The sequence below is a fragment of the Pseudothermotoga sp. U03pept genome (assembly GCF_051235805.1).
Classification (GTDB): domain Bacteria; phylum Thermotogota; class Thermotogae; order Thermotogales; family DSM-5069; genus Pseudothermotoga_B.
Genome location: NZ_JBPNXV010000001.1, coordinates 1871261 through 1890742, shown reverse-complemented (window position 1 = coordinate 1890742; position 19482 = coordinate 1871261). Strand labels below are relative to the sequence as shown.

Below are 19482 nucleotides of genomic sequence, written 5' to 3'. Positions count from 1 at the left end.
CCTCATGTTAACGTGATTCTTTACGTATCGCAAAACTGATTCCCAAAGCCGATACCAACACCAATCCTTTGATGAAATCTTGTATATACCAGGGTGTATTGAGCATGGTTAGACCGTTCAGCATGATCCCCACGAAGACCGCACCCAAGAAGGTTCCCCAAACATTTGGTCTTCTTACACCGAGCACGGCAAAACCAAAGTAAGTCGATGCGACTGCATCCAGAAGATATGGATCTCCCGCTTTGACAGCTCCTGACCCAATGCGAGAAGCCAAGACAAGACCACCGAGCGTTGCGAGTGAAGCACTGATGACATAAGCCGCTGTTCTGTACTTTCTCACTGGTATGCCAGCCAATCTGGCTGCTTCGATATTTCCACCTACGGCATAAAAGGCTCTGCCAAATCTCGTAAACTCGAGCAGAAACCATGTTGAAAAGACCACACACAGCATTATGATGACCGGTACTGGTATACCTCGAAAACTTTCAGTTCTGAGTACAAAACCTTGCCCTATAGTTAAAAACTCCTTCGGTATGAATCCCTTTGTGACCTCACGCAAAGGGCTCCACGGGTTTGTCATACCTCTGTAGACAGCATCGCCTTTTGTAATCCACATCTGCAGACCTTGGACCAAGTACAGTGTTCCGAGTGTGGCAAGCAAATCTGGTATTCGTAATCTCAAAATCAGAAAGGAATTGAGCAAGCCAATGCCTACACCGATTAACAGCGAACCCATGACTGCCAAGTACCAAGGTATCTGCCAAATTACCATCATTGCTGTAGAAAAGATCACCGCAAGACCTGTTACAGCACCTACAGAGACATCCATGCCGTTCACAACGACTGAGAAGGTTACACCTATAGCCACAATAGTTAAGATCGAAACGGCTCTGAGGATATCAAAAAAGTTATCCAAACTGAAAAACGCCCTCGTACTCAACGAAAAAAAGACTACCAGTATAACCAGAGCAGTTATCACACCATACTTGAGTAAGAAATTCGTCATTCGCTCTGTAAAACTGTTCTTCACGGTTTCACCCCCGCTGCATAACTCATTATCACTTTCGTATCAGCGTTTTCAGAGTTCAACTCCAAAACGATTCTTCCATCCCTTATAACGAGTATTCTATCGGCTATTCCGGCAGCTTCGTTGATCTCGCTGGTTGCAAGGATTACAGCAGACTCTTTTGCAATTTGCATTATGAGCTGATAAATCTCTCTTTTTGCTCCGACATCTACTCCCTGGGTTGGCTCATCAAGCAGGAGTATTTTTGGCTTTCCTCCAAGCCATCTGCTCACTACTATCTTCTGTTGGTTTCCCCCAGAGAAATACTGTGCCTGTCGTTCTACGTCAAACGGTACTAAACGTACTTTTTCAGCCAAAGTTTTGGCATGATAAGATTCATTTTTCTTGAGTACCCTACCTAAGAATCCACAGAAATTTCTCAAAAAAGGTATGCTTATATTCTCTCTTGCAGGCTTGTCGAGAATCAAGCCCTCTTTTCTTCTTTCTTCAGGTACGAGATAGATACCATTCTCGATGGCATCAACAGGACTTTTTATTCTCACGGGCTTTCCATCCAAGAAGATCTTTCCATGACTGGTTGGCAAAGCACCAAAGATCATCTTCAGGATTTCTGTTTTTCCTGCTCCCGTCAAGCCTGTTATCGCCAATATCTCACCTTTTCTGACGCCAAAGCTGACGTTGTTCACTTTGTTTTTGTAAGTGAGGTTTTCAACCCTCAAGATCTCTTCTTCAAAATCCTTTTGCTCTCTCTTTGGAAAAAGATCGCCTTGAGGGGTATCGAGCATGGCTTCAATTATCGCCGAAAGAGATGGTATGCGATCAAAGTGTGCAGCCTTTTTGCCATTTCTGAGGACCGTAACTTCATCTGCCACTAACTGTATCTCGTCAAGTCTTTGACTTATGTAAAGGATTCCCACATCTCGCATCTTCAATTTTCTGACAAGATCGAAGAGTTTTTCTGCCTCGAGCAAACTCAAAGAGGAAGTAGGTTCATCTAAGATCAGAAATTTGACCTTGTGGAGTAAAGCTCTCGCTATCACCAGTTGTTGTTTCTCGTGTAAAGACAGATTCTCTACCTTTTCAGAAACCGGCAGAGGAAAGCCAATATCTTTCAGATCTTTCTCAGCGTCCCTCTTCAGATGACTCGTGAAAACCATTACGCCGTTCTTATTTGTGGCGAAGTTTTCAAGATAGAGGTTTTCAGCCACCGTAAGAGTTGGAACCAACTGTGTGTCAACTTCTTGGTGAACTACTTCTATTCCGTTGAGCAGGGCATCTGATGGTGTTCTCAAAACAACTTCTTTGCCGTCTATTGTGATTGTACCGTTGTAGTTATCGTAGTATCCAGTCAAAATCTTAACGAGTGTGCTTTTTCCAGCACCATTTGCTCCAACAAGTGCGTGTACTTTACCTGATTCAATCTGTATATCCACATTGCTGAGAGCCACTACACCGGGAAATTCTTTGCCTATATTCTCTCCCCTGAGTACAGCCATAAGGTTGAAGGCAGGGCATTACGCCCTGCCTATTTCCCCCTTCCTATTTCTTGTTTTTCTCTACCAAAGCCTTTATCCAATCTGGCCAAACCAAATTGCTCTCGCCCAAGCCTGGAAGTGCCTTGACGAGTTCATCCATGTTGGTGATATTGTTGTTTATAAGAAATTCTCGTGTGATCAATTGTGGCTCTACCAACAGGTACTTAGGTAATTTTTCACCACCCACGAGTGCTGCTGCAGCTCTCACTGCAAGTCGACCGACTGCGTATGAATCGGTTCCGACCGTTGCGACCCATGGACTATCTTTCTGGATCATCATCTGTATGTCCTCAGTCGTAACATCTACTGAGTACACCTTAAACTGGCTGCTCTTGCCAGCTTGCATGATCGCTCTCACTGCACCTTTAGCGAACTCATCCCACATCGCGAGTACAGCATTGGCTTCTGGTTTCTCCTTCATAGCTGCTTCCATTCTTGTTTGAGTATCTGCTGCCGTCGAGCCTGTTACGGCACCTATCTTGGCGAGTTCTTTGACGCCAGGGAAACGCCACTTGATTATCTGCCACATTCTGTCTCTTTTGTCCAGTGGGGCGAATCCACCAACATTCACGTAGATGACATTTGCTTTCCCTGCAAAGTCAACTGCCAATTGCTTGCTGATGAGATAGCCTATCAGCAAATCATCTTGTTCGATTTCAGGAACTCTATCGTCATCGACAACTAAGTCAAAGGTCACTACTTTGATTCCTTTGTCCAAAGCTTCTTTAATCTTGGGCATCAGTGGGTCTGGTCTTCCGTGGTCGATTATGATCGCATCGACTCTCTGGGCTATGAAATTTTCGACCATGGTAACCATTCTCGCCATATCTCCGTGTGCCGTCGCTTCGAGCAGTGTTATACCGAGTTCTCTTGCCATAGACTGTGCACCTGCGAGATAGCGCTCAAAGAAACTACCCTCTCCGACCTCTCTGACCAAAGCTATACGCACGTTCTTGGGGTTCTCAAATTTCTTAGGAAGCTGAGCTTGTGCGAAAACCGAGAGCGTTAACAGTAATGCCATTGCAAAAACCAAGAACTTCAAGTTTCTCATACCAAATCACCTCCGGGAAAGTATCTTGCACATTTGTGCATTATTGCACTTTTGTGCAATTTCAGTATACCACGACCACTTGAGAAGAAAACAAGGCAATTCAACCGTCAGGTAAGGGCGAAAAATTCAGTAAAGATCGTACTTTTAAGATGATTCTCCGGTGATTTTTCCCCTATCATCTATTGTTAACAGAAACAAGAAGACACCCAAATACACAAAGATGTCCCCAGGGCTTATCAAGAACCTCCTGCCCCACGGCAATATGACTGGGATCCAGTCTCCGAACAAGAGTTTTAAGCTGAACGAGTCAACAAAGGTGTGTTTGATCGTCAAATCTAAACCCAATGACCTTGCAAACGGCTCATAAACAGGCATTCTACCGCTGTTCAACAGTATCACAGAGGCGTTCATCAAAGAACCAACTGCTATCAGCTTGAAACCCCTGAGATGCGTGTTGAGTAACACAATCAAGAAGAGTATTCCGTAGGAAATTGCCATCAAGACTCCGCGGTGAGCGAATGGAAGCAGCTGAATGACAAATGGTATGGGAAACAGATAGAGCATTTTCACGTGAACCTGATGAAGGTGATAGATTCTCTTTTTGAAGATAACAGAGAGCACAACAGCGACTACAAATACATCTAAGATCAAATCAACTTTCTCCCAAGATTGTGTTGTCTATCAATCGGGCTTTGCCAACCCAGACAGCGAGTGCCACAATAGCCTTTCTCTGGATTTTTTCTATCGGTTCTAAGGTCTCTTCGTCTACTACCTCCACATAATCGATCTTCAATTTCTCGAAAGATGAGAGATACTCGGTGATCTTTTCGGTGATTCTTGAAGCACTTCTTTCGCCCGAGTTATAGAGATTCTCTGCCAATTTCAAAGACTTGCTCAACGCAACTGCCTGAGCTCTCTCTTCAAATGAAAGATAGACGTTTCTTGAACTCATTGCAAGTCCGTCAGGCTCTCTTACGATGGGACATTCTACAACCTCTACATCGATGTTCAGATCTCTGACCATTCTCCTTATAACACGAAACTGCTGAGCATCTTTTTGACCAAAGTATGCTCGGTGAGGTTTGACGATGTTGAAAAGTTTCGCAACAACGGTGCAGACACCCCTGAAATGCCCAGGTCGGGATTTACCGCAAAGATACCTGGAAAGTCTTTCTTCATTGATATATGTCGAGTAATCCTTTGGGTACATCTCTTCTACTTCTGGTGCGAAAACAAAATCTACATTTTCTTTTTCGAGCATTGACAGATCTCTCTTCAAATCTCTTGGATAGCTTGTGTAATCTTCATTTGGACCAAACTGTGTCGGGTTGACAAAGATACTCACCACGGTCACATCGTTTTCACTTTTCGACCGTTTTACGAGTGAGAGATGCCCTTGGTGAAGATAACCCATCGTTGGTACAAAACCTATGCTCTTTTCCTTTCTCAGTTCTTCTGCAAGGTTTTTCATCTCTGACACAGTCTTGATGACTTGCATTATTACCACCCCACAAAACCTGGCGGAGGCGGTGGGACTCGAACCCACAAGGGCTTGAAAAGCCCACCGATTTTCGAGACCGGCTCCTTAGCCTATTCGGACACGCCTCCAACCTGAACTGATTATATCAAAAGATCTGCCTAGTTCTCAGAGATCGAGAACTGAATTTGACGCCACTTTCACAATATATTCGCCTTCGAGATCAAAATGTCTTTGAACATACTTTCTGACTATCCATTGTGCCAACTGTTCTTGATTTAAAGTTTTCGCTTTGTTGAAGCTGACAAAACAGATTATGCTGTTCACGCCGCTCTCTATGATGGCAAGATCTCCATCGATCGTATCCAAGTTTACCAGAGAGGCAGGTTCTTTGGAGAAATTTTTGACAAAATCCAGCTCTTCAAGTCTATCCGTTTTACTGAAATCTGCCCCAGAATTCACCAGGTGATCTAAAACATTTTCACCATGCAAAACGAGTAGAACTGACAGAGAAGGATATTCCTCGTTGTCGTCCACGGCATACACTGTGATGTGTACCTTGCCAGAGTATTCGTTATTTCCCATCTTCAGAGGTTTGCCGAGTTCTACTTCGAGTTTTTGCACCGTTTCATAGACTTTCTTCGCCTCATCGCTGTTCTGAAAATACTCAACTGTGAATTCGTCAAGCTGCCGCATCTTTCACCTCATCCGTATCTTTTCAAAAAGAGTTCGTAGAGTTTTCTGTTTTCTCTTACAATCTCTAAAGCAAATCTTGCGTGATCTTTTGCATAACCATTTCCGATTATCATATCAACATCTTTGCCTATACCTTCAGCACCAAGGGCGGCCTTTGTGAAACTGGTCGCCATCGAGAAGAAATAAACCTTTCCCTGTTCTTTGCAGCACATCACAGAAGTCATCTCTGTGTCAGGAACATTCACAACATTTATGACAACATCAGCCAGTTCATTTTGGTTCAGTTCCATGAACTTTCTGTAAGTTCCAACCGCATCTTGTGCATCTGCCACCATAACTTTATCGACTATTCCGAGACCTTCGAGTTCGGCTATCGATCTCTCTGAGTGAACCAAGCCAATCACCTTACCAGTTGGTCCTGCATACTTCTTTGCTACATAACAACATAAAACTCCTGATTTGCCGCCAGCACCTATCACCAGAACGGTGTCTGAAGGTGAAACTAATCTTGCGGTCTGTATTGGTGCACCAGCCACATCGAGAATGGCAAGAGCCACCGACTCAGGCATATCTTCAGGCAGTTTTGCGAAAACACCTGTTTCAAACAATATAGCTTCTGCCTCAACATCGACCTGTTCTTTGTCAAGGTGAACCTTTATGATCTTCTTCAAGTTAAGAGGTGTTAGGCTCAAGGAAACAAGTGTGGCTATCTTATCTCCTTCTTTTATATCCACCTTTAGATCTTTTCCAATCTTCTTGACTCTTCCTATGAGCATTCCACCAGAACCAGTCACCGGGTTGTGCATCTTGCCACGATCTTTCACTATCTGCATGATTTTCTCAGCCACTTTCGATTCATCTTTTCCAACTTCACTCTTGATCTGTGTGAATGAAGCCGCATCTATGTTCAGTTTGATCACGTCTATCAGAATTTCGTTGTCGTACAACTTTGATGTGTCGTTGTCTAATCTCCACGCTGGTTGTGGCAACTTGCCCTTTGGTTCTATAACTCTGTGAATGCCGAATGGATCCCCGCGCACAAAGTCACCTCCAGATGAAAAAGGGGGACAAGCCCCCTTCCGTGTTACAGCCCTTCTTTTTGAAGCTCTCTTGTTATCTCCTGTTCAGCCCACTTCAGTCCTTCGGCTATTGTTTTCTTGCCAAACAGAACATCGTTAACCATGTTTCCAACGATTGTTCTGATCTCTGCCCATACACCGAGTTGTGGATCAAACACACCATTTGGCAGCTGTTGAAGTGGTACCTCCGCTGCTGGATCCTCTGCGACGAACTTCTTCCAGATCTGTGTTTCAGTTGCACTCTTTCTCACAGGCAGATATCCAGTCTTTGTTGCCCAGTATGCCGTTATCTCTGGCGAAATAAGGAATTTCATGAACTCCCAAGCGGCTTTTTTCTCTTCATCTTTCGCTGTGCTGAACATGATCACATCTGTTCCTGCAAACAGAGCGTTTTGGGTCTTCCATAAAGGCAGAGGTGCCCAAGTCCAGCCGTGTTTTCCAGCAGATGAGCTTGCTACGTAAGGCTTGCTCGCAACAGTCTCTATGAACATCGCGATCTTGCCTTCGCCAAATGGTCCATCGAGATATCCTCCTTGGACCAACGCATATTTGTCTTTGAGATCGAGCATGAGTTGAAGGACTTCTCTTGACTCTTCACTGTTTATAGTGACCTTCCACTTTCCGTCTGATCCCTTTTGCAGAATAGAACCACCATTCAGAGCAAGAAAAACTTGGAAATGGTCAACTGTTGAACGAAAGCCAAATCCATATTGATCGATAGTACCATCGCCGTTGAAATCTTCCGTCATAAGAATTGCAGCCTTCTTGAGTTCACCAATTGACTCAGGGACCTTCAACCCAGCGAGCGTTAAAGCATCTGTGTTCAAATACAGAACGTAGATACTCTTGTTGAACGGCAGTGCGTAGACTGTTTTGTCCCAAGTGCAGTTCAACCTCATGGGTTCCCAAATATCCTGCCACTCAGTTGGTGTGAAACCTATCTTTGGATCTGTTATGAACTTGTTCAATGGTTCAACAATCTTTGAGTAGATCAGTTTAGCTGTCCAGTTTGAATATGCTTGAGAAATCGTTGGAAGTCCTCCAGCTTGAGCTGCTGCTAATAACTTCTGCTGAAGTGTGCTGTAGTTTCCGATGTAAATTGCTTCGACTTCAATATCTGGATGTTGCTGGTTGAAGAAATTCACAATCTCTTGCAACGTCTGACCGTGTCCACCGCCCATGGCATGCCAAAAAGTTACCTTTACCTTGGCAAAGCTCAAAGTTACCGCAACCATCAACAGTGCCACCAAGAAAAATCTCCTCATAATTACACCTCCCCAGGTTATCCGTACAACTTTGATTTTATCACTCGAGTGTAAAAACTCTTTATCTTTTCGCATAGGGAATCGAGATCTGAATCGTTTTCTATAACCGTTCCACATTCAGGTATGTCCTGCTGTGCTGACAATCTTTTATTGATCTCCTCTTCGGACAGCCCTTTGTCTCTCAGCCTTTGAATGATTTTCTCAAAAGGGGCAACTATCGTCACAACAAGATCACAGAGTTCATCGAGTCCAAGTCTGTGTAAAATGGCAGCATCGATTATTATGAGTCCGTCGAGTAGGTCTATCTGTTTTTTCACGCGCTCTCTTATCAAAGGATGAACAACTCTTTCCAAGAGCTGAAGTTCAGTGCTGTTTGAAAAAGCTCTTGAGGCAAGCTTTTTGCGGTTGATTTCCAAGCCATCAAAGATCTCATCGCCAAAGATTTTTCTCAGCGAGTTCTTTACTTCTTGCATTTGCAGAACCTCATGACCAATTCGATCGACGTCTATCACGTGTGCCCCGAGCTCTTTGAAGATCTCAGCAGCTGTACTCTTACCAGAACCAATCCTGCCAGTTAGACCTACTACCACTTTCAATACAACTTTTCTCCTTTTTCGTTCAAGAGTGGCTCGAAGCTTTTGTACTCCTCGGGTGTCAAAACAACTATGGCTATTTCACCTGCTTTTTGGTAGAGTTCAGACATCTTTTTGTTCACATCTTTTGTCTCGTTCATCACAACGATATAGACATCTTCACCGAATGGACTTTCCTTGAGAAAATAGACCGACAGCGGTTGAAGGATTTTCACTATTTGTTCTGTCAATCTATCACAACCTTTTTGACTGGCTCTGGAAACTTCAGCACTTCGAAACCCTTTCTACCCATCAGCGAATAGGTTATCCTCTTGCCAAGTTCAACACCTGGCTGATCATAAGGATTTATCTGCAGAAGATCACCCATCAACGCCGTTGTGAACTCGTAGTACATGAAGAACTGCCCCATATCATAGGCATTTATCGTTGGAAATGTGACTCTCATGCTTGGTCTACCATTCATTGCAAGAGATCTCTCTGTCCCTGTTAATTCACTTTTCAACAGATCTGCGAGCTTCTTCCCGCCGAGATAGGCGATGTCTTCTTGATGATGAACTGCGGGTATGAGTACATCCCGATCAAAACTCTCTACCTCGAGAAAGGTTATTGTCTTGTCATCAGGTCCTTCGTTGTAGAGTTGTATCTGTGAATGCTGATCAACAACTCCAAGTGCTTTTATCGGCGTCAAGCCTTCGTTGATCACCTTTCCATCAAGTGAATATTTCTTTCCAAGGCTTTCTGCCCAAAGCTGACGGAACCAATCGGCGAGAGAAAAGAGTTTGTTTGAATATGGCATCATAACACTGATCGTCCTACCCTTTTCTTTGTGCAGATAATGACACGCAGCCATCATAGCGGCTGGGTTTTTCTCTATGTTAAGGTCTGCGCATTTCAGATAAGCATCCTTTGCACCATCTATCAGTGCCTTTATATCTACGCCACATGCCATTGCAGGTAGAAGACCAACAGGTGATAACACACTGAACCTACCGCCGAGATCTTGAGGTATGTCCAAAGCCAGTATCTTTTCATCCCGTGAGATCTGTCTGAGAAATCCTTTCCTTGGGTCTGTTGTGAAAACGATGTGCTCCGACGGTTTTAGTCCCCTGATCTGCAGCAAGCCGCGTATCACTTGATAATGTGCAAGGCACTCTGCCGTAGATCCAGATTTTGATATCACGTTGAAAAGTGTTTCACGTGGATCTACCTCGTCCAAAACTGCTGCCGCTTGATCTGGATCTACATTTTCAAGGAAAAAGATTCTCAGATATCCACTTCGTTCCTGTTTTGACAGGTAATTCCAGTCTGGTGGTGTCAGTGCGTTTGCAAGTGCCACCGCTCCAAGGCTTGAGCCACCTATACCCACGACTACCAGATTGTCAAAGGACAAAACCCACTGTCTGATATCCTCCACCGAGTCCATGTAGATTCTGTCGAAAAGAACGTTGACAAAACCAGGTCTGCTTTTCACGGTTTTCTCTACAGACTGAACAATGCGCTCTTTTATAGAACAAAGCTCTTCGTCGGTTATACCTCCTGGTGTGTTCGGTTCAAACATGAAACTGAAATCGAACCGAAGCATAAAATTCCCCCTCTCAGTATGAGATAACCGTTTTCACTGGGTATTCTTCGAGTTTCTTTCTCGGCTCGAGGTATGTCAATTCTATGAGAAAGCACATACCTATTACATCCCCACCAATCTTTTTCACAAGCTTGGCGATTGCACTGGCTGTTCCACCGGTTGCGAGGACATCGTCAACGACGATCACTTTCTGCCCTTTTTCGATTGAGTCTGAGTGCATCTGAAGCTGGGCTGTACCGTACTCAAGATCGTATTCAATTGAAGTGGTTTCAAAGGGCAACTTTCCAGGTTTTCTTATTGGCACAAAACCTTTCTGAAGTTTGTAAGCAAGTGTTGCACCGAAGATGAATCCTCTTGCTTCTGGAGAAACGATCAAATCAAAATCCCAGTCTAAAATAGTTTTTGCCATTTCGTCGATCGCGGTGTGGAATGCTTTTGGGTTTTTCAACAGAGGTGTGACATCTCTGAAGATAATGCCTTCAATTGGGAAATTTGGGATGTCCCTTATAAAATTTCTCAAATCCATCTCTTTTTCACCATCCTTTTTGAGAAATAGCACAGAAAGATTTTATCAAATGAAGAGGTGGTTGTGAACTACCCATGACTAAAGTCGCGGGCTTCCTGCTTCATCGACCGAGTTTGCTGCTGAAAAGATAAGCTTTGACTTTTCAGCAGTAGAGACCCAATCTCCACAGGCATTGCCATTAGGCTCGGATCGTCCCAACCCTACGCGTTTGCTCATATGATCAGCAGAAATACCTAATTGCATTAATCCGTGTTTGAGTAGATTCTTTGCAGCATTGTGGTCTCTATTGTGCAAAACTCCGCAGTTAGGACATTGCCAAATCCTAACACTTAAGTCTCTTACAGCCTCGTTTTTGTATCCGCATTTGCTGCATAGCTGTGATGATGGAAAGTTTGGTGAAAGTTGTACAAAGACTCTGTTATGCCGCTTCGCTTTGTATCCAAGCATGCTTATAAACTGCGACCAAGAAACGTCGAGAATGCTTTTGGCAAGTCGATTGTTTTGCACCATGTTTTTGATTCTCAAGTCCTCACAGATAATAACTTGGTTTTCGTTGATTACCTTTGAGGACTGTTTTTCTATAAAGTCCTTTCTGATGTTTGATATCCTTTGGTACAATTTAGCGAGCCTTACTCTGGCTTTTGCAAAACTCTTACTCCCTACAACCTTTCGTGATAGATTTCTCTGCAACTTCTTTAGCCTTCTTTCATATTTGAAAAGCACTTTTGGAGCCTTAACACAAGTACCGTTACTGTCGACGTAGAAGTCTTTAATTCCCAAGTCCAGTGCAACTACAAAGTTTGCTGGTACTGTATTTGTGTTTTGATAAACTGACTCGTTGTGTTCTACAGATAAACATACGTAATATTCGCCACTTGGCAGCATCTTTACTGTTGCTGTTTTGATTCTCCCAACGAAGGTTCTGTGAATTCTTGCCTTCACCCAGCCAAGTTTTGGCAACTTTATCTTGCCCCAACAGCGGTTTTTGTTTGATTGTGCCGCAAGAATACCAAAATCGATTTCGATATTGTTGCCAGTGAAGTACGTTGTGTATGAGAACCTATGTGCTTTCTTTGTCTTAAAGTGCGGTTTTCCTCCCTGATGTCTGAAGAACCTCTTATACGCATTATCAAGGTTTATCAATGCATTCTCCAGTGCAAATTTGTCCACTTCTCTGAGCCATGGGTATTGCTGCTTTAAAATGTTATTCAGATGTTTTCGACATTCCGACTCGGTCGTTGAGAGTTTTTGTTCTTTGTACCTTTGCTCTCTCCAAGAAAGAAAATAGTTCCACACAAACCTTGTGCAGCCAAATGTCTTAGCAAGTTGTATTCTCTGCTTCTTGTTCGGATATATTCTGTATCTATACGTGGTGATCAACTTAACTTTGCTCCTTTTGAGACATGATGTACTCTTTGACCTTGTCCTCTACATTACTACCAACAGTCGCAACGAAATAACTTGGGTTCCATAGATGTCCACCCCAGAGTTGCGATTTTAGTTCTGGAAAGGCTTGAAACAATCTTCTTGCGCTTACACCTTTCAGAGCCTTCACAAGATTTGGGATATACACCTGAGGTGAGGTATCGACTAACAGATGCACATGGTCTAAATTTGCTTGCAAAGCTAATATACTACTGCCTAGCTCTTTTGCAATTCCGTTGAGAACATCGATTAGTTTATGTTCTACTGCACCATAAAGGATTTTGTGCCTGTACTTAACACACCATACGATATGATATTGGATAGAGTAGACATAACCTCTTCCTCTGTGGAGATGTGCCATCACTGACGCTCCTTTGACTGTGAATTAACATGGTACATATAACATATGCTGTGCAGAAAACCAAGTGGCAAGATAATTATACTGTAGTTGATTGCTAACATCTTGTGAGTTACTCTTGTCTAAAGACACAAGAATGGTGTTACGTTTCAACAAAGGTGGGAAAATAAAAAGCGCGGATTGCTCCGCGCATCAGAATGTTGCTACCTTTTTGACCTTACCTGCCTTGAGGCATTTTGTACAGACCTTGACTGTTCTGATCGTTCCATCTTCCATAACTGCGCGAACCTTTTGCAAGTTGGGTCTGAACATCCGTGGAGTATGTCTGTTTGAATGACTCACATTTTTACCTGCTACGGGTTCCTTACCGCATATCTCACATCTCTTTGCCATCTCGCATACCCCTTTCTGCCTGTCCAAACAATATTACCAAAAGCACTGAGAAATTTCAAGTTCTTCTGGATGATGAAACAATTCTTTCAAGCAAAAGCTTCAATCTCATGGAGTTTGGGAACTCTCTGAGAAATTTCTTCAAAGTCTCGTAGTCCAGCAGAGAAAAGACTGGGGAAAAAGTCAAGCGATGAAAAAGCGTTGGTCCAAGTGATTTAAGTTGTGTGATATGTTCGAGTGTACAGTACCCTTTGTGCTTTGAAAAGCCATATCCTGGGTAGACTTTGTCATAAGCCACCATAATCTTGTCACGTATTACTTTAGCCACTATTGAAGCGGCAGCTATAGAAGCGCTCTTTGCATCGCCTTTGACAATACAAGTGCCTTGCTTTGACAGATTCAAAGATTTTCCATCTATCAGGAGAAAACCTTCTTCATTCAACATCTTCAATGCTCTGTTCATAGCCAATTTCGTGGCGTTGAAGATATTGTACAGGTCTATCTCTTCGGCACTCGCAAGTCCTATACCGACATTTGAACAAGTCAATATCTCCCTGAAGATCTTCTCTCTTTGCGTTGGTGTGAGCTGTTTTGAATCATTCACATCAACTTTGTTGTGCAGAATCACAGCAGCCGCAACAACTGGACCCGCCAAAGATCCTCTGCCTGCTTCGTCTACACCTATGACTGTCCCAAAGGACTTTCTGTAAAATTCGTCAAAGCTATAGAGCTCTTCGTGCATTTCTGTGGCACCTTTCGATTTTCTGATCTCACTGTTTACAGCTGAGATTATAAACCTTCCATGATAGAACGAGACACGAAAAATATCACAGTTGAAGGGGTGTTTTTTCAAGAAGACACAGCCTGAACGATTTTTCCCTGTGCGAAAGATAAAAAGAGCAAAGGATCTTCAAGAGACTCTTTTCTTCGCACTATCTAAGATCTTGTATATGAGCTCTTCGTATGAATATCCAGCAGCTTGTGCCATTTTGATGATGTCTGAATAATTCGGTGTGAGCATCGGCAGAGAGTTAACCTCCAAGAAATATATCTGGTCATCTTTGACTCTCAGATCGATTCGTGCATAATCTCTCAATCCCAAGATTTTGAATGTCTTTAGCGCGTAGTCTTTGATCTGTTTTTCAAGATCTCTGTCTATCTGCGCAGGACAGATATACCTCGTCTGTTCGCCGTATTCGTGTTTCACTCTGTGGGAATAGAATTTCTCTAATTCTGGTGGCAAAGAGGAGAAATCTATCTCTAAAATCGGCAGAACCTCATTTTCTAAGATGCCGACGCTGAACTCTCTTCCATCTATGAATCGTTCAACAAGTGCCGTTTCTCTGAACTGCTGGTGGATCTCTTGAACCTTTTTGCGAAGAGAATCATAATCATTAACGACTGAATCTTTGCTCAAACCCTTTGCACTGCCTTCACGTGAAGGCTTCACTATGGCTGGATAAAAATCGATCTGTGGTACCAACTCATTTGGCTCTATGGCGACAAAAGGTGCAGTTGGTACACCGCATTGAGAAAGTATTATCTTGGTCTTCACTTTGTCTATGCAGATCGCATGTGCCAGTGGATCTGAACCTGTGTACGGTATCTTCAAAAGCTCGAGCACTGCAGGAACATGCAGTTGTCTTGACGCAGTAGATAGATTGAAAACAAAATCGAATCTATTGATTCTTTCGAAAAATCTATCCTCGAAAGCGAGCAGTTCCACATCGTATTTTTTTGAGAGTGCTTCGTAAACAGAAAAAACCATTACCTCTCTTGATCTTTCTAAATTTGATCTGTCGTAAACTACAGCGATCTTCACTTTTGTCAACCTCCTAAGATCTTTTTCAGCCTATCTCTTTCCGAAAGGACTTTTCCATTGTCATCGATGGCTCTACAGAGTCCATCGATGATCTGTGTCTTCACATTTCCTTTTGCCACCGAAAAACCTTTCAAAGCCGGCGCATCTAATATGCCCAATTCAACAGCTTTGTACAAAACATCAGGATCGAGCAAATCTTCATCTTTGCCGTTCTTCAAACTCTTGATCTTTTCAATGATCAAAAGTGCTTCTTCTTTTATTCTTTCTTTCTCTCCTATGATCCAGTCATCTTTGACAGGATCAGGCATTCCTCTCATGGCAAGATTCACTGCCCTTCTTGCCATTTTCACACTCTCTATTATCTCTTTCGAAGTAGCTCTTTTCATAGACTCACAGTATGCAACGACGTGAATTATGTGTGGCTTCAATGCCCAACCATAGAACATAGACACACTCAGCTGCCCCATCGCGGCGTGTGGATCGGCAGGCACAGACATCAAGCCCGTGCGTATCATTCTGTAAACTTTGAAGTTCTCATCTTTCAGAGATTCTATGAGTTCAATCTTTGCAAGCATCTTTGCAAGATCTCCCCGAGCCGACAAGCCTGATGGTGTCTCGAGCATGAGCTGTTGAACGTAATCTTTCACACCCAATTTCTTTGCAGCAAAAGCCGCGAGGTAGGCAGTGGCAACTTCAACGGCATCGTGTGACAACCGTAATGCCCACTGATGTGAGTCTGTCACCTCAACTGGAACGTTGTTTCGTGCGTTCCATTCTATGGCTGACATATTTTCCTCTATCGCTTCCTTCAGAGGTCTTTCAGATCTTCTATCCAGGTCGCTGTACCACATGAGTGGTATTGCAGCCCAGGCGTTGTTGATCGTTTCTTTCAATAGTTTTGAAAATTCAACCATGTGGCTTGTGCCCGCATAGCATCTCACAAGAGGATAATTGCCACATCTTGTAGCTTTGTAAAGTCTGATGAAATCTTCAGAAGATCTTATCGGTGCTCCTCCTGCACCATCCTGTGAGTGATCCATCTTCTCTGGTTCGAAAAAATACTGCTGGCAGTTTTGATCTGGTGCGATCGATATGATATCCAATAACTCCGATCGTGCGAGTTTTTCGATTTCCTCAGTTGTTTCTTTCAAGGTTTGCAAACCTATATGATGCCTGACGAGTGGAAAAGGTGCTTTGAAGTTGACTCTTTCTCTGAGTGTTTGTGGGAAGATCTGTACATCTTCTTTCTCCCTTGCCTTCCCGCGCAGAAACAGAACTATTTCGTCTATCTCTTCGCTACCGTCAAAAACTTTCTTGATGAAGGTGAATTTTCTGGCTACTTCTGCTGTTTCAAAGGTTCCGCCGAAGATATAGGTTTTTTTCAAAAGGCCTTCTTTTTCAAGTAATTCTTGGAGTTCTGCCAAGAGATTTTTCAAAGATTCAGCACTCAATCTATAACTCATAGCCACAATCTGTGGATCGCTTCTCTTAATTTGTTCAACCAGTCTGTCTATTGGTATAGCTGTTCCAATATATATTGATTCGTATCCATTTTCTTCGGCGATCTTCAGAAAGTTGAGTAATCCAACATTGTGTACACAGCTACCTATGGAGGCACCCAAAATTTTCATCATTCTCCCACCTCCATGATCTGTTTAACCTGTTGAACTGTCTTTCCTTCTAAGTGGAGTCTTTTGAAATTCCTGCCCTCTTCAAAAAAGTCAACGCCGATCATCAAAGAAGCAATGCGAATGATGGAGTCGATGATAGGAGTTTTCACACCAACCAGTTTTCCAAAGGCAGAGATTGGAACCAAACTTGTGGGAACATCTTCTAAGATGTACCTGTTCTCCAAGCTCGTTGGAGCCTGTATGCCTCTGTAACCTTCGTTGTTGTGAATCGCATCGTACAAGTTTGAACCTCTCACATCATAAGCGTATGAAAGCCACTGAACTGCCGTCATCGGTTCTATTCCAAATTTGCGCGCTACTTCACATCTTTCTGCGTCTATCGCTTCGAGTACCTTCGCAACCGATTGGCTGATTCCTTCGAAGTAGAACTCAAACTTTCCAAAGGTTGTCTCTACCCAGCCGGTGTTCAAGATGATAGTCGCTGGGTGAAAAACCGCGCCTATGTTGTTGAAACTCGTATAAAGTGTGTTTGGTGCGATTTCAAACTCAGGCATGGCCTTCAAGAGAGTCTTTTCAAGTTCAGCGTTTTTGCTCGACGGCAGTGCGGCAACTGGAACCGCGTTCTTTATTCTGAATATCTTCACGACACCGGGATTCGATGCGCGGGATGCGAAGATAAAAGTTTGTGCCTCGGCTATGACAACATCTCTTTTCACGTCTTCTTCTTTGAGTGCGTTGTAAAACTCAAGTGCTCCTGCTGTTCTACCTGGATTCAAGACGACAACTTGTCCATCCTCCAAGAATGGTGCCATCTTCTTAGCGATTTCTCTGTGTGCAAACGCTGGCAAGACAACCATTAGAAGTTGCCTACCTTCCATTGCCTTTTGCAAATTGGTCGTTGCAAAGGAGATCTCTGCTGTTGAGTTGATCTCGCCCTCTACTTTGATTTTGTGTGACTTGATTATAGGTGCTATTCTCCATTCGCTGCGATTGTACAAACAGACATCAAAACCCCTCAAGGCAAGAAATGCAGCGAGAGCTTGTCCACCATTTCCAGCACCAATTACGCATATTTTCATTCAAAAACACCCCCAATACATTTTGCGCTTTCGCTCTTACTGTCTAAGTAATCCTGATTGCTTTGCTAAAATTTTACCATCATATTTCTTTCATGTCAAACTAAAATCCAGTTAGCAGAAAGACTTTCTTCATTAATATAACTTAGTTATACTTTTTTACAGTATCTTCATTCGAACTATAGCAGGTTGCTGGTGGGTATAATTCCCATAGAGGTGAGGGGCATAGAAGAGTCCGCTGTGTGCGTACCGGTTCTTTACATCGAACAGGAGCCCTATCTGATATTGATAAGAAGATCTCGAAAACTGCGACGCCATCCAGGGCAAATAAGTTTCCCAGGTGGTTTGATCGAGAAAGATGAAGGTCCATTGGAGGCTGCTGTGAGAGAGATGAAAGAAGAGATAGGCATAAAGGATGGCTGTTTTCAGGTACTTGGACAGTTGTCAGGCACCGTGACGATAAACTCAAGGGTCAGAATAACTCCATTTCTCGTTCTTCTGAGATGTAAGGAATTTCACCTGAGCAGAGAAGAGGTAGAAGAGATATACTTCGTTGCACTTGAAAGCTTCAAAAGCACCAAATGTGTTGAGATCGTCATGCCCAATGGAAATGTGACATGCCGCTATCCTTTGAAAGATCTCGTTGTCTGGGGAGCAACGGCAAGGATCATAAGTCAATCACTTTCTCAGATAGAGCAGATGCTCAAAGAGGTGAGAGCATGAGTGATTTTGTTGTTTCAAAGGTGGAGAATCCTTTAAGTCTTCTTCAAAGTGTGGGAGTTGATCCAGCTTCTATTCCGATCTTTCAGAGAAAAGGCACCTTCGTTAGCCTTATGATCTACGATGTACCTGTGATAGCGGCAAATGTGATAAAGCAAGAGATGCTTGCCGCTGGTGGGGATGCCGCTGTACACAAACATGCGATCACTCACAAAGTTGAAAAGACCAACGTTCTCACTATGGGAACAATTGCCCAGCACCAAAGAGTCGTTGAGAAACTTTCGATGATGCACTACTGGCAGTTGGACGAAATTGCAAAACAGATCGAAAGGTGCCTTTTTCAGCAGAGGATAAAGCAGATTGAGTTACCTTCGGGAAAGAAGTTGGTCTTTGACAGAACTTTGATCATGGGTATCGTCAACCTCACTCCAGATTCTTTTTACAAAGGCAGCAGAGTTGATGGAGAAAGAGTCGTGGATTTTGTTGCCAAGATGATCAAAGAAGGCGTAGACATCGTCGATCTTGGTGGTGAATCGACAAGGCCTGGCTCTGAAAGGATTACCGAAGAAGAAGAGCTCAATAGAGTAATACCAGCCGTTGAGCTGATAAAGAAGAACTTCGATGTGATCATCTCTGTGGACACTTACAGAGCTCCTGTTGCTCAAGAGGCGCTGAAGATCGGCGCTGATATCATAAACGACATCAGTGCACTGAGGTTTGATGAAAGAATGGCTCAGGTTCTTCTTGAATACAAACCTGCAATCGTCTTGATGCACATGAAAGGAGAGCCAAAGACGATGCAGGAAAACCCTCATTACGATGACGTGATAAAAGAGCTTTTGTTCTTTTTCAAAGAAAGACTTGAATTAATGAAAAAACTGAATCTCGCTGACAGGGTGATCATTGACCCAGGCATTGGTTTTGGCAAAAGACTCGAAGACAATCTTGAGATCCTCAGGAGAATCGATGAGTTCAAATCCTTCAAGGTACCAGTTCTGGTTGGTGCATCGAGAAAATCCTTCATTGGTGCCATTTTGAATAACATACCTCCCGAAGAAAGACTCTACGGCACACTTGCAGTAACGGCGTACTGTGTTTCAAGAAAGGTCGATATCGTCAGAGTACATGATGTTCTTGCAAATTCGCATGTGGCAAAGCTCATTTCCGCTTTGATCAATAGGTGATGATAACCTTTTGAGAAACGGCACGAATGAACCTTGAGAATCTTT

21 protein-coding genes and 1 tRNA gene are annotated in these 19482 nt (G+C 43.3%); 2 read left to right on the top strand and 20 right to left on the bottom strand.

The genetic code is table 11. The annotated features are described in order from the left end of the window. Nucleotides 1-7 precede the first annotated feature (7 nt). The 20 genes from ACSFC1_RS09265 to ACSFC1_RS09170 all read right to left on the bottom strand — a co-directional run bounded on the left by ACSFC1_RS09265 (nt 8) and on the right by ACSFC1_RS09170 (nt 17536). Nucleotides 8-1030 carry an ABC transporter permease gene (locus ACSFC1_RS09265; RefSeq protein ID WP_435565816.1) on the bottom strand — a complete coding sequence of 341 codons (1023 nt, stop codon included), beginning with the start codon at nt 1028-1030 and terminating at the stop codon, nt 8-10. Then, on the bottom strand, nt 1027-2523 hold the full coding sequence (locus ACSFC1_RS09260; RefSeq protein WP_435565815.1) for a sugar ABC transporter ATP-binding protein: 1497 nt from the start codon (nt 2521-2523) through the stop codon (nt 1027-1029). Before ACSFC1_RS09260 ends, ACSFC1_RS09265 begins: the two co-directional genes overlap by 4 nt. A gap of 43 nt (nt 2524-2566) precedes the next feature. Then, nucleotides 2567-3613 carry a sugar ABC transporter substrate-binding protein gene (locus tag ACSFC1_RS09255; RefSeq protein WP_435565814.1) on the bottom strand — a complete coding sequence of 349 codons (1047 nt, stop codon included), beginning with the start codon at nt 3611-3613 and terminating at the stop codon, nt 2567-2569. A 144-nt stretch (nt 3614-3757) separates the two neighbouring features. Next, nucleotides 3758-4264: a DUF5317 domain-containing protein gene (locus tag ACSFC1_RS09250; RefSeq protein WP_435565813.1), complete on the bottom strand. Its 507-nt coding sequence runs from the start codon at nt 4262-4264 to the stop codon at nt 3758-3760. 1 nt (nt 4265) lies between these two features. Next, nucleotides 4266-5111, bottom strand: a complete 846-nt coding sequence (gene panC / locus ACSFC1_RS09245; protein WP_435565812.1) for a pantoate--beta-alanine ligase — start codon at nt 5109-5111, stop codon at nt 4266-4268. 20 nt (nt 5112-5131) lie between these two features. Next, nucleotides 5132-5221, bottom strand: a tRNA-Ser gene (locus tag ACSFC1_RS09240). Between the two features lie 37 nt (nt 5222-5258). Then, a complete protein-coding gene (locus ACSFC1_RS09235; RefSeq protein WP_435565811.1) occupies nt 5259-5786 on the bottom strand; it encodes a hypothetical protein in 528 nt (175 codons plus the stop codon). Between the two features lie 8 nt (nt 5787-5794). Beyond that, on the bottom strand, nt 5795-6826 hold the full coding sequence (locus ACSFC1_RS09230) for an L-erythro-3,5-diaminohexanoate dehydrogenase (protein WP_435565810.1): 1032 nt from the start codon (nt 6824-6826) through the stop codon (nt 5795-5797). A gap of 44 nt (nt 6827-6870) precedes the next feature. Further along, nucleotides 6871-8130, bottom strand: coding sequence for an ABC transporter substrate-binding protein (locus ACSFC1_RS09225; protein WP_435565809.1), 1260 nt, complete (start codon nt 8128-8130; stop codon nt 6871-6873). Nucleotides 8131-8147: 17 nt separating this feature from the next. Further along, entirely contained in the window at nt 8148-8720 is a 573-nt protein-coding gene (coaE, locus tag ACSFC1_RS09220) for a dephospho-CoA kinase (protein WP_435566023.1), read from the bottom strand. Between the two features lie 2 nt (nt 8721-8722). After that, a complete protein-coding gene (locus tag ACSFC1_RS09215; protein WP_435565808.1) occupies nt 8723-8953 on the bottom strand; it encodes a hypothetical protein in 231 nt (76 codons plus the stop codon). Beyond that, nucleotides 8950-10305, bottom strand: a complete 1356-nt coding sequence (locus tag ACSFC1_RS09210; RefSeq protein ID WP_435565807.1) for a glucose-6-phosphate isomerase — start codon at nt 10303-10305, stop codon at nt 8950-8952. Before ACSFC1_RS09210 ends, ACSFC1_RS09215 begins: the two co-directional genes overlap by 4 nt. 13 nt (nt 10306-10318) lie before the next feature. After that, entirely contained in the window at nt 10319-10831 is a 513-nt protein-coding gene (locus tag ACSFC1_RS09205) for an adenine phosphoribosyltransferase (protein WP_435565806.1), read from the bottom strand. Nucleotides 10832-10909: 78 nt separating this feature from the next. After that, complete coding sequence (gene tnpB, locus ACSFC1_RS09200; protein WP_435565805.1) at nt 10910-12211, bottom strand: IS200/IS605 family element RNA-guided endonuclease TnpB; 1302 nt, start codon at nt 12209-12211, stop codon at nt 10910-10912. Nucleotide 12212: 1 nt separating this feature from the next. Further along, a complete protein-coding gene (gene tnpA / locus ACSFC1_RS09195) occupies nt 12213-12617 on the bottom strand; it encodes an IS200/IS605 family transposase (protein WP_435565804.1) in 405 nt (134 codons plus the stop codon). Between the two features lie 189 nt (nt 12618-12806). Continuing rightward, nucleotides 12807-13007, bottom strand: a complete 201-nt coding sequence (rpmB, locus tag ACSFC1_RS09190) for a 50S ribosomal protein L28 (RefSeq protein ID WP_435565803.1) — start codon at nt 13005-13007, stop codon at nt 12807-12809. Between the two features lie 55 nt (nt 13008-13062). Then, nucleotides 13063-13746, bottom strand: a complete 684-nt coding sequence (locus ACSFC1_RS09185) for a ribonuclease HII (RefSeq protein ID WP_435565802.1) — start codon at nt 13744-13746, stop codon at nt 13063-13065. 168 nt (nt 13747-13914) lie between these two features. Continuing rightward, nucleotides 13915-14826: a D-alanine--D-alanine ligase family protein gene (locus tag ACSFC1_RS09180; protein WP_435565801.1), complete on the bottom strand. Its 912-nt coding sequence runs from the start codon at nt 14824-14826 to the stop codon at nt 13915-13917. Nucleotides 14827-14831: 5 nt separating this feature from the next. Beyond that, the gene (locus ACSFC1_RS09175) at nt 14832-16460 is read right to left on the bottom strand and encodes a cobalamin-dependent protein (RefSeq protein WP_435565800.1); all 1629 of its coding nucleotides are present in this window, start codon (nt 16458-16460) and stop codon (nt 14832-14834) included. Beyond that, entirely contained in the window at nt 16457-17536 is a 1080-nt protein-coding gene (locus ACSFC1_RS09170; RefSeq protein WP_435565799.1) for an NAD/NADP octopine/nopaline dehydrogenase family protein, read from the bottom strand. Before ACSFC1_RS09170 ends, ACSFC1_RS09175 begins: the two co-directional genes overlap by 4 nt. 192 nt (nt 17537-17728) lie before the next feature. Between ACSFC1_RS09170 and ACSFC1_RS09165 the strand changes: the two genes are divergently transcribed. Together ACSFC1_RS09165 and folP are read left to right on the top strand one after the other, a co-directional pair. Next, nucleotides 17729-18256 (top strand): NUDIX hydrolase, encoded by a 528-nt coding sequence (locus ACSFC1_RS09165; protein WP_435565798.1) that lies wholly within the window; start codon nt 17729-17731, stop codon nt 18254-18256. Continuing rightward, on the top strand, nt 18253-19437 hold the full coding sequence (folP, locus tag ACSFC1_RS09160) for a dihydropteroate synthase (protein WP_435565797.1): 1185 nt from the start codon (nt 18253-18255) through the stop codon (nt 19435-19437). Before ACSFC1_RS09165 ends, folP begins: the two co-directional genes overlap by 4 nt. Nucleotides 19438-19482: the final 45 nt, after the last annotated feature.

What these genes read in the sequence shown, in the direction of transcription:
- rpmB (WP_435565803.1), bottom strand. Translation starts at nt 13,007, where the DNA reads ATGGCAAAGAGATGTGAGATATGCGGTAAGGAACCCGTAGCAGGTAAA.
- panC (WP_435565812.1), bottom strand. Translation starts at nt 5,111, where the DNA reads ATGCAAGTCATCAAGACTGTGTCAGAGATGAAAAACCTTGCAGAAGAA.
- ACSFC1_RS09170 (WP_435565799.1), bottom strand. Translation starts at nt 17,536, where the DNA reads ATGAAAATATGCGTAATTGGTGCTGGAAATGGTGGACAAGCTCTCGCT.
- folP (WP_435565797.1), top strand. Translation starts at nt 18,253, where the DNA reads ATGAGTGATTTTGTTGTTTCAAAGGTGGAGAATCCTTTAAGTCTTCTT.
- ACSFC1_RS09185 (WP_435565802.1), bottom strand. Translation starts at nt 13,746, where the DNA reads ATGCACGAAGAGCTCTATAGCTTTGACGAATTTTACAGAAAGTCCTTT.
- tnpA (WP_435565804.1), bottom strand. Translation starts at nt 12,617, where the DNA reads ATGGCACATCTCCACAGAGGAAGAGGTTATGTCTACTCTATCCAATAT.
- ACSFC1_RS09235 (WP_435565811.1), bottom strand. Translation starts at nt 5,786, where the DNA reads ATGCGGCAGCTTGACGAATTCACAGTTGAGTATTTTCAGAACAGCGAT.
- ACSFC1_RS09210 (WP_435565807.1), bottom strand. Translation starts at nt 10,305, where the DNA reads ATGCTTCGGTTCGATTTCAGTTTCATGTTTGAACCGAACACACCAGGA.
- ACSFC1_RS09225 (WP_435565809.1), bottom strand. Translation starts at nt 8,130, where the DNA reads ATGAGGAGATTTTTCTTGGTGGCACTGTTGATGGTTGCGGTAACTTTG.
- ACSFC1_RS09255 (WP_435565814.1), bottom strand. Translation starts at nt 3,613, where the DNA reads ATGAGAAACTTGAAGTTCTTGGTTTTTGCAATGGCATTACTGTTAACG.
- ACSFC1_RS09205 (WP_435565806.1), bottom strand. Translation starts at nt 10,831, where the DNA reads ATGGATTTGAGAAATTTTATAAGGGACATCCCAAATTTCCCAATTGAA.
- ACSFC1_RS09175 (WP_435565800.1), bottom strand. Translation starts at nt 16,460, where the DNA reads ATGATGAAAATTTTGGGTGCCTCCATAGGTAGCTGTGTACACAATGTT.
- ACSFC1_RS09260 (WP_435565815.1), bottom strand. Translation starts at nt 2,523, where the DNA reads ATGGCTGTACTCAGGGGAGAGAATATAGGCAAAGAATTTCCCGGTGTA.